This is a genomic window from Rhizobium sp. SEMIA 4085 (assembly GCF_013004495.1).
In the GTDB taxonomy this organism is placed as follows: domain Bacteria; phylum Pseudomonadota; class Alphaproteobacteria; order Rhizobiales; family Rhizobiaceae; genus Rhizobium; species Rhizobium gallicum.
Window position 1 is genome coordinate 1 of sequence record NZ_JABEPH010000247.1, and the last position, 9088, is coordinate 9088.

Annotated in this window: 9 protein-coding genes and 1 pseudogene; 1 reads left to right on the plus strand and 9 read right to left on the minus strand. The window is 61.0% G+C overall.

Translation table 11 applies throughout. The features are described 5' to 3' along the window. The 9 genes and pseudogenes from C9413_RS21810 to C9413_RS21850 form a co-directional block, all read right to left on the minus strand. Positions 1–829: glycosyltransferase family 1 protein (locus C9413_RS21810; protein ID WP_170250899.1), on the minus strand; the 829-nt coding region annotated here is incomplete at its 3' end. Between the two features lie 135 nt (positions 830–964). Beyond that, positions 965–1876, minus strand: a complete 912-nt coding sequence (locus tag C9413_RS21815; protein WP_170250900.1) for a sugar kinase — start codon at positions 1874–1876, stop codon at positions 965–967. Between the two features lie 147 nt (positions 1877–2023). Then, positions 2024–2243: pseudogene (locus C9413_RS34560) on the minus strand (hypothetical protein); the annotation flags it as partial. Between the two features lie 232 nt (positions 2244–2475). After that, entirely contained in the window at positions 2476–2781 is a 306-nt protein-coding gene (locus tag C9413_RS21825) for a hypothetical protein (RefSeq protein ID WP_223844016.1), read from the minus strand. Positions 2782–2950: 169 nt separating this feature from the next. Continuing rightward, positions 2951–3934 (minus strand): oligopeptide/dipeptide ABC transporter ATP-binding protein, encoded by a 984-nt coding sequence (locus C9413_RS21830; RefSeq protein ID WP_039845530.1) that lies wholly within the window; start codon positions 3932–3934, stop codon positions 2951–2953. Continuing rightward, positions 3927–4919: an ABC transporter ATP-binding protein gene (locus C9413_RS21835; protein WP_170250901.1), complete on the minus strand. Its 993-nt coding sequence runs from the start codon at positions 4917–4919 to the stop codon at positions 3927–3929. The genes C9413_RS21830 and C9413_RS21835 overlap by 8 nt, the downstream gene beginning before the upstream one ends. A 2-nt stretch (positions 4920–4921) precedes the next feature. Continuing rightward, positions 4922–5839 (minus strand): ABC transporter permease subunit, encoded by a 918-nt coding sequence (locus C9413_RS21840; RefSeq protein ID WP_039845528.1) that lies wholly within the window; start codon positions 5837–5839, stop codon positions 4922–4924. Next, a complete protein-coding gene (locus tag C9413_RS21845; protein WP_039845527.1) occupies positions 5836–6759 on the minus strand; it encodes an ABC transporter permease subunit in 924 nt (307 codons plus the stop codon). The genes C9413_RS21840 and C9413_RS21845 overlap by 4 nt, the downstream gene beginning before the upstream one ends. A 47-nt stretch (positions 6760–6806) precedes the next feature. Continuing rightward, the gene (locus tag C9413_RS21850; protein WP_039845526.1) at positions 6807–8387 is read right to left on the minus strand and encodes a peptide ABC transporter substrate-binding protein; all 1581 of its coding nucleotides are present in this window, start codon (positions 8385–8387) and stop codon (positions 6807–6809) included. A 269-nt stretch (positions 8388–8656) separates the two neighbouring features. Here C9413_RS21850 and C9413_RS21855 point away from each other — a divergent pair. Then, positions 8657–9088: alpha-amylase family glycosyl hydrolase (locus C9413_RS21855; protein ID WP_246703820.1), on the plus strand; the 432-nt coding region annotated here is incomplete at its 3' end.

The following is a 9088-nucleotide window of genomic DNA, read 5'->3' on the forward strand; positions in this document are numbered from 1 at the left end:
TCCCCGCCGGCAAGACGCAGTCACAGCCCTGTGCATAGATCCCGGCAAGATCCCCACCGAATTTCAGGCCGGTCACGAACCCGCCCGGATAGCGCTTTTCCCGCTCGTCGCGGGCAGGGCCGTCGCCGACCACGACTTTGGAGCCGGGCAGGCCGAGATCGAGGAAGGCGGGCAGGTTCTTTTCCAACGCCCCCCGTCCAACCGTCATGTAGATGGGGCGCTGCAGGCCGAAAGGCTTTTCTTCCAGTTCCATCGGGCGGAACTGCGCGGCATCGATGCCGCGGCTCCAGGGCATCAGGTTGCGGATGCCTTTTTCCGACAGCTCGCGGGCAAGGCTCGGCGTTGCCACCATGCAGCCGGCGCCGGAATTGTGGAACCACTTCACGAAGGCGTAGAGCCAGCGCTTCGGGATCGGCAGACGGGCCGAGACATATTCCGGGAAGCGCGTGTGGTAGCTGGTGGAAAACGGCATGCGGGTACTCAGGCACCAGCGCCGCGCCGTCAGCCCGAGCGGGCCTTCGGTGGCGATATGCACATAGGACGGCTTGTGCTTTTCGATCTCGCGGGCGACGCGGCGGTAATTGGCGATCGAAAGGCGAATTTCCGGATAGGTCGGGCAGGGGAAGCTGCTGAAGCGCTCGGGCGTCACCATGGACACTTCGACCCCCAGTTTCGCGAGTTCGCGGTTGGTATTCTCGATCGAGCGGACAACGCCATTGACCTGCGGATGCCAGGCGTCGGTGACGATCACCAGCCTCTCGGGCAAGCTTCCAGGCGCGCTATTGGCCCAGCTCTCGCCGCGATCGTTATTCGACGGATGTTGCAGCATGTCCCGTTTTCCATCCACGCCACGCCGTATCGGGCGGCAGCGGCACAACCCCAAGCGGGCGTAAGGAACGTGATTCCCGCGTGCTTATTTTGAGGCTTCTCTGTGATGGATTTATTACAGGCTGCCGATCGAGGTTCAGAGCCCGAGCTTATCCTTTGCCACGAGTGCACCGTGCTCGCTGACGACACGCGCGGCAACCTTCACCGCGAAACAGGCGCTGGCGACCGCATCCTTCGTCTCGAGATATTTGGCGAGGAACGCGCCGTTGAAGCTGTCGCCGGCGCTGGTCGTATCGACGACCTCCTTGACCGTTTCGGCCGGTACGAAGTCCTCCTGGCCGGCGAAGTTCAGCGTCGCGCCGTCCGCGCCGTTCTTGATCAGCACGTTCGGTGCGCCGAGGGCACGGTAGCGATGGATGGTGGCTTCGATGGAGTCGTCGCCGAAATGCAGGGCCTCGTCGTCGAAGCTCGGCATGACGAGGGAAGAGGAGCGGGCGCCTTCGCTGATCGTCGTATGCATGACGTCATAGCTCGCCCACAGGCGCGGGCGAATGTTCGGATCGAAGACCACGAATTTTCCTGCGGCCTTGGCGCGGCGGGTTTCGGCAAGCAGCGTGTCGGCGTCTTCGCGCGGAAGAATGGCGGGCGTGAGGCCCGAAAAATAGACGACGTCTGTACCTTCGATCGCTTCGCGCAATCGGTCGGGATCGGCGGCAAGCTGCCTGGCGGCGGAGTTGTCGCGCCAGTAGCTGAAGGAGCGTTCGCCGTTCCTGAGGTTGATCATGTAAAGGCCGGGCGCTTTGCCCTTGATGCGCCTGATGAGATTCGTGCCGATGCCTGCTTCTTCGAAGAAGGCGATCATCTCGTCCGACATGGCGTCATCGCCAAGCGCGGTGAAATAATCGACGCTCCAGGCGGGCTGTATGCAGGCGCGAGCGTACCAGGCGGTGTTCAGCGTATCGCCGGCGAAACCCTTTCTCAGCAGGCCGCCGCCTGCCTGCGAAAGCTCCACCATGCACTCACCGATCGATAAGAACCGTCCGTTCAAAACTGCCTCCCGAAAATTCTCCGCGTCTGCTGATTACGCGCAGAGGCGTTTGGAGGCAAGCGCAGGCATTGCCGGTTGGACGGCAGCCACCGGAATAACCAGCCCCGCCCGCTTGCGAGACAGGTTTGAGGCCAATGGCGGATTGCTTTCGTGGATCGTGTAGCTGCCGAGCTGGCAGAGAGCCTGCCGGTCCTCGGTCGAACAGAGGTCGGAAGCCTCGTCGAATTCGAAGCGCATGTCGTATTTCCAGACATCGCGGCCATCGGCGATGGTGATGCTGATCGTTTCGCCCGGCTTCAGGACCTGCTTGCCGGAGACATCATCCTCCCACTCTTCGATGCCCGCCGTTGATGTGCTTGAACGTCAGATCTTCGGCCTGGGCCGGAAAGGCGGTGGCAAAAGCAGCGCTGCATCAGCGTCTAGGCCTGTGTGTTTTCATGGTAGAATGCCCACCACGTTGGGCAATCCTCATGGCGAAGGCGAGTGGAAGGGCAATCGTCAAGAGTTACAGGCTCACAAACGGGGCGCAAACCTCAGAAATAGTGGTGAAAAAGCCCGCCGGCGTGACGGCGGGCTCATGTCGCAGATCGTTCGTTTGCCTATCCGATCTCCGGGCAGCCGCGGCGGTTGGCGAAGACGATGCGGTCCGGGCCATAACGGGTCCAGCCTTGCACCGTGACGCTGCGCCTCGTCACACGGACGACCTCAGGCCGGCGAAGGCCGGAATCGCGGGCGGCGATTTGTGCCTCGCGCGGGCTGCAGCCCCGGCGGTAGTCGTCGCGATAACGATCATCGCGATCGCGTTCGTAGATACCCACGCCGTCCGGGCCGATACGGAACTGGACGTCCTGAGCCTGAGCAAAGGATGCGGGCGCGACAGCGCCCCCGAATGTGAGCGCCAGCACAAGGCCGGCATTGGATATCAGCTTGAGCAATTTCTCCTCCTTCGGAACCCTGCTGTGACCCGCATGCTTGTGTAAGGGGAGAACTGCCCCGGAGCGCGATTGTTCCGCTCCGGGGCAGGCGCTGGGCAACGCGCGTGTTGCGCGCGAGCTGACCCAGAGCGGACGCGATTTACCGGTCCATATGGTAACAGGCTGCCGTTTGACCCGGGCGCACATGCTCGGTCGGCGGCATTTCCGTCCGGCAGATATCCGTCGCCTTCCAGCAGCGGGGCGAGAAGACGCAGCCCTTCGGCGGGTTCAGCGGCGAGGGCGGATCGCCCTGAAGGCGAATGCGTGTGCGCTGGCGGGCAAGCTTCGGATCGGGGATGGGTGCGGCCGAAAAGAGTGCCTGCGTATAAGGATGCGCAGGATGTTCGAAGACCGTCTGGCAATCACCGGCTTCCACCACCTTGCCGAGATAGAGCACCAGCACGTCGTCCGAGATCAGCCGCACGACGGAAAGGTCGTGGCTGATGAAGATCAGCGTCAGGCCGAACTCTTTCCGGAGCTTGCGCAGGAGCGTGATGACCTGCCCCTGGATCGAAACGTCGAGGGCAGATACCGGCTCGTCGCAGATGATGAGCTTCGGCCTCGTCACGACCGCGCGGGCAATGCCGATGCGCTGTGCCTGACCGCCGGAAAACTCATGCGGGTAGCGGTTGATCATTTCCGGCACGAGGCCGACAGCAGTCATGATCTCGCGCACACGTTCGAGGCGCTGCGCTTTGGAAAGTTTCGGCTCGAAGACGGTCAGCGGCTCGGCGATGATGTCGCCGACCGTCATGCGCGGGTCGAGCGATGCGATCGGATCCTGGAAGATGATCTGCATGTCGCGGCGCGCGGCGCGCATCTCTTCGTCCGACAGGTTTAGCAAGTTGCGGCCCTGCCAGAGGATGCGGCCCTCCTGCGAGCGTAGAAGCCGCAGGATGGAGCGGCCGAGCGTGGACTTTCCGCAGCCGGATTCGCCGACGATGCCGAGCGTGCGGCCCTCCTTCAAGTCGAAACTGACATTGTTGACGGCCGTCAGCATCACCGGCGGCTTGAAGAAGCCTTTGGAGGGCAGTTCGAACTGGGTCGTCAGGTTCTCGACCCGCAACAGCGATCGTTCAGCCATGATTGAGAAGCTCCTCGATACGCGGGAAGGGGTGGAAGCAGGCTGCGCAATGGCGTGGTGAAAGCGTTTCGAGCGGCGGCGGACGATCGATGCAATCGTCTTCTACCTTGGGACAGCGCGGCGAGAAGTTGCAGCCCTTCGGCAGGTGCTGCAGGTTCGGCGGCCGCCCGGGAATGACGACGAGCTGGTCGACGTCCTGGTCCGGGCGCGGGATCGCTGCGTGCAGCGCCGCCGTATAGGGATGTGCCGGATTTTCAAAGAGCTCGTCGACCGGCGCTTCCTCGACTATGCGGCCGGCATACATGAACGCGACGCGATCGGCGAGGCCGGCAACGACGCCAAGATCGTGGGTGATCATCGCGAGCGCCGTATTCATCTCGGCCGTCAGATCGTTGAAGAGATCGAGGATCTGCGCCTGGATGGTGACATCGAGCGCGGTGGTGGGCTCGTCGGCAATCAGCAGCTTCGGCTTGGTGAGCAGTGCCATGGCAATCACGATGCGCTGGCGCATGCCGCCCGAGAGCTCGTGCGGATAGAGGTTGAAGCGACGCGTGGGGTCGGGGATGCCGACCCGCTTCAGCATATCGAGCGCTTCGGCTGAGGCTGCGCGCGCCGTGAAACCGCGATGAACCTCAAGCTGTTCCGTCAGTTGGCGGGAAATCCTGAGAGACGGATTCAAGGCGGTCATCGGATCCTGGAAAACCATGGCCATGTCCTTGCCGCGCACCCGATCGAGTTCACGTGGCTTCAGCGACAGCACATCCCTGCCTTCGAGCAGCGCCTGGCCGCTGGTCTTGCCGTTCTTGGCGAGCAATCCCATGATGCCAAGGAAAGTCTGGCTTTTGCCGGAGCCGGACTCGCCGACGATCGCGATGCGCTCGCCGCGCTTGATCGTGAGGTTCATGTTGGAGACGGCCTTCACCTGGCCGTCCGGCGTTTCGAAGGTGATCGAGTAGTCTTTGAGTTCGAGAAGGTTGTCGGTCATCGTTAGCGATCCTTCGGGTCGAACGCGTCGCGCAGGCCGTCGCCGATGAAGAGCAGGCTGAGCAGCAGGGCGACGAGGAAGCTTGCCGGGAAGACCAGCAGCCAGGGCATGCTCTCCATTGCATCGGTGCCTTCGGCAATCAGCGTGCCGAGCGAGGTCAGCGGCTCCTGAACGCCGAAGCCGAGATAGGAAAGGAAGCTCTCCGTGGCGATGATTTCGGGAACGGTGAGGGCCGCAAAGATGACCACCGGGCCGATCAGGTTCGGAATGACGTGCTTGAGGATGATCTTGAAAGGCCTCTGCCCGGAGGCGCGTGCAGCCTCGATGAATTCGCGCTGCTTGATCGACAGCGTCTGGCCGCGGACGATGCGGGCCATGGTCAGCCACTCCAGCGCGCCGATCGCGGCGAAGAGCAGATAGACGTTACGGCCGAAGATCACCATCAGCAGGATGACGAACAGGATGTAGGGAAGGGCATACATGATATCGACGAAACGCATCATGATCGAATCCAGCCTGCCGCCGATATAGCCGGAGACGGCGCCGTAGAGCACGCCGATGACGACGGAGACGACGGTTGCCGTCAGCGCGACGGCAAGCGAGACACGGGTGCCGTAAAGCACGCGGGCCAGAAGATCGCGGCCATTCGGATCGGTGCCGAAGTAATGCCCGCTTGCAAAGTCCGGGGGCGTGCGGAAGGCGGCCCAGTCCGGATCCTCATAGTTGAAGGGAATGAAGTAAGGGCCGAGGAAGGCGAGGAGGACGAGCAGCGCCAGCACCGCGATGGAGATTACCGCGGCCTTGTTGCGTGACAGGCGCCGAAGAGCATCCTTGGTGAGCGAACGGCCTTCGGGGGCTAGGCCTTCGGCCTGCAGCAACTCGGCGGCGAGCAGCTCGCGTTTTGCGGGGTTGAGGATCATCGGTTTCTCACTTTCGGATCGAGCCACGCATAGGCGATGTCGACGAGAAGGTTGAGGAAGACGATCAGCACCATGTAGAAGATGACCGTTCCAAGAACCATGCCGTAGTCGCGGTTCAGCGCTGCAGTGATGAAATAGCGGCCGATGCCGGGCAGTCCGAAGACGCTCTCGACAACCAGCGAGCCGGTGAGAAGATAGCTTGCCGCCGGTCCGAGATAGGAGACGACGGGCATCATGGCGGGTTTCAGCGCGTGGCGCATGACCGTCAGGCGCGGACCGATGCCTTTTGCCTTGGCGGTCCGGATGAAGTTCTGGTTCATGACCTCGATCATCGAGCCGCGGGTGATGCGCGATATGCGGCCGGCATGCGGCAGCGCCAGAACGACGATCGGCATGACAAGGAACTTGAAGGAGCCGTCACCCCAGCCGCCGACTGGGAGCCATCCGAGACGGATACCGAAAACGAGCTGCAGGATCGGGGCGATCAGGAAGTTGGGAAGCACGACGCCGATCAGAATGAGTGCGCCCAGGGTATAGTCGGGCGTCTTGTTCTGGTAGAGCGCCCCAAGACAGCCGACGATGACGCCGACAAGGATGGCGAGCAGGAAGGCGGCGGTGCCGATCGTAAAGGTATACGGCAGACCGATCATGATCTGCTGCCCGACGGTGAAATCTTCGCTGGCGAAGGACGGGCCAAGATCGCCTTTCAGCAGGTCGCCGACATAGATCATATACTGCTGGATCAGCGGCTTATCCAGATTGTAGTGGGCCGCAAGGTTCTTCATGATGACCGGCGGCAATGGCCTTTCGCCATCGAAGGGGCCGCCGGGGGCAAGGCGCAAAACGAAAAAACAGGCTGTGACGGCGATCCAGAGAACGGGGATCGTCGACAGCAATCGACGGAGTGCATATTTGATCATGATCGTGGACCGGCCCTACCCGCAGTCCGCGGGAAGGGCCGTTTTCCTTACTCTTTCATCGACAGCCAGCGCGTACGGTGGATGTCCTGCACGTTGTCGACGAAGCCCTCGATCTTCGGCGAGACGACGTTTTTCGAGACGTAATAGTAGATCGGCAGGGCGGCGGAATCGTCCAGCGCCAGCTGCTCGGCCTTCTTGAAGATTTCGGCGCGCTTTGCCAGATCCGTCTGCGCGTTGCCTTCCTTGATCAGCTTGTCGTATTCAGGGCTAGACCAGCGGCCATAGTTCATCTGAACGCCGGTAACGAGCAGGTTCAGGAAGTTGTCCGGATCGTTGTAATCGGCAAGCCACCCGGCGCGGCCGATTTCCACTTCGCCACTTTTCAGCTGATCATAATGCACCTTGGTCTCGGCATTGACGAGTTCGATATTCACGCCGAGCGGCTTCCACATGGCGGCAATCGCCACGGCGATGCGCTTGTGGTTGTCGTTGGTGTTATACTTGAGCTGTGCCGTTAGTGGACGGTCAGGGCCGAAACCTGCTTCCGTAAGCAGTTTCTTAGCTTCGACGACCTTCTCGCTGTAGGGCAAATCCTTCCAGGAGACGTAGGCCGGCTCGCCGTAGTTGGCCGTACCCGGCGGCACCCACGAATAAGCGGGCAGTTCACCTGTTCCGAGAATTTGCGGGCCGATGACCTCGCGATTGATCGCCATCGAAAGAGCCTGGCGGACGCGCTTGTCGCTGAACGGCGGCTTGCTCGAGTTGATCACGTAGTAATAGAGGCCGGAGAACGGCGCCACGTGCGCCTGACCGGGCAGGTTCTTCTTCATCCATTCGTACTGATCGGTCGGGAAGTCAGTAAGGATGTCGAACTCGCCGGCACGGTAGCGCTTCAGCGCGGCTTCCTGGTCTTCAAGCACGAAGAACTTCGCGCCGTCGATCTTCAGGTCTTTGACACCATAATATTGGTCATTCTTGACGGTTGTAACGTGCGACCCCGGCACCCACTCGACGGGCTTGTAGGGGCCGTTGGTGACGATGTTGCCGATCTTGACCCAGTCCGCTCCCTTGGCTTCGACGACGTGTTTCGGCAATGGATATGCGGTGTAGTGAGTGAGCGCGCCGATGAAGTACGGCGTCGGGGCTTCGAGCGTAATCTCGAGCGTCTTATCGTCGATTGCCTTGACGCCGAGCTGGCTGAAATCGGTGATCTCGCCCTTGTTGATCTTTTCGGCATTCTTGACGGTGAACTGCAGATAGGCGTAGTCGGCGGCATTCTTCGGGTCCATGAGGCGCTGGAAGGCGAAGACGAAGTCTCCGGCCGTTACCGGCTGGCCGTCGGACCACTTGATGCCGTCGCGCAGCTTGAAGGTGTAGACTTTGCCGTCGTCCGAAACGGTCCAGCTTTGGGCCTGGCCCGGAATCGGATTGAGCTTAGCATCTTCGGCCACGAGTCCTTCGAAGATGTCGCCGGCAATGCGATTCTCCCAGTCGCCGGAGAGCTTTTGCGGATCGAGCGATGCCGGATCGCCGCCATTGTGGATATTGAGCGTGGCCGCGTGGGCCGAGAAAGCCAGCAATGTGCCAAGCATTGCTGAGGCTAGAAATTTTTTCGTTGTATGAGTCATATTGGGCCACCTTTCCAGGCTTTTTTGCCTATTCTTAGTCATTTGTTCCCGGTTTTTGACCTGTTACGTGCAAGTCAATGCGCACCTTATCGCAAAGGTTTGGCGTTGCAACCCCCAATGAAAGAGGGTTGCTAAAGGTGTGGACAAGCCCGCAGGCGGCGTTTTCTTTGCTATGAGCGTCCCGCCCAAAAGAGGTCATCGGCGCGGTTGTTTTTTGTTTTCCGGGCTTTAGTCTGTGCGCATTTCGAATGGCGCGGAGAATCCGGCAAATGGCGATACAGGCAGCGGACTGGTGGCGGGGTGCGGTCATCTATCAGGTTTATCCACGGTCGTTTCAGGATACGAACAGTGACGGTCTTGGCGACCTCAAGGGCATTACCCGCCGCCTCCCGCATATCGCCAATCTCGGCGTCGATGCGATCTGGCTCTCGCCCTTCTTCAAATCGCCGATGGCTGATATGGGCTACGACGTCTCGGACTACTGCGACGTCGATCCGATCTTCGGGACGCTTGATGATTTCGACGAGATGATGGGTGTCGCCCATTCGCTGGGGTTAAAAGTCATCATCGACCAGGTGATCTCGCATACCTCCGACCAGCATCCGTGGTTTGTCGAAAGCCGCTCGAGCCGCACGAATCCCAAGGCGGACTGGACCGGTCTCTTAAGCACCTCTGCGAGCCCACGAAAAGCAGGAGCGACT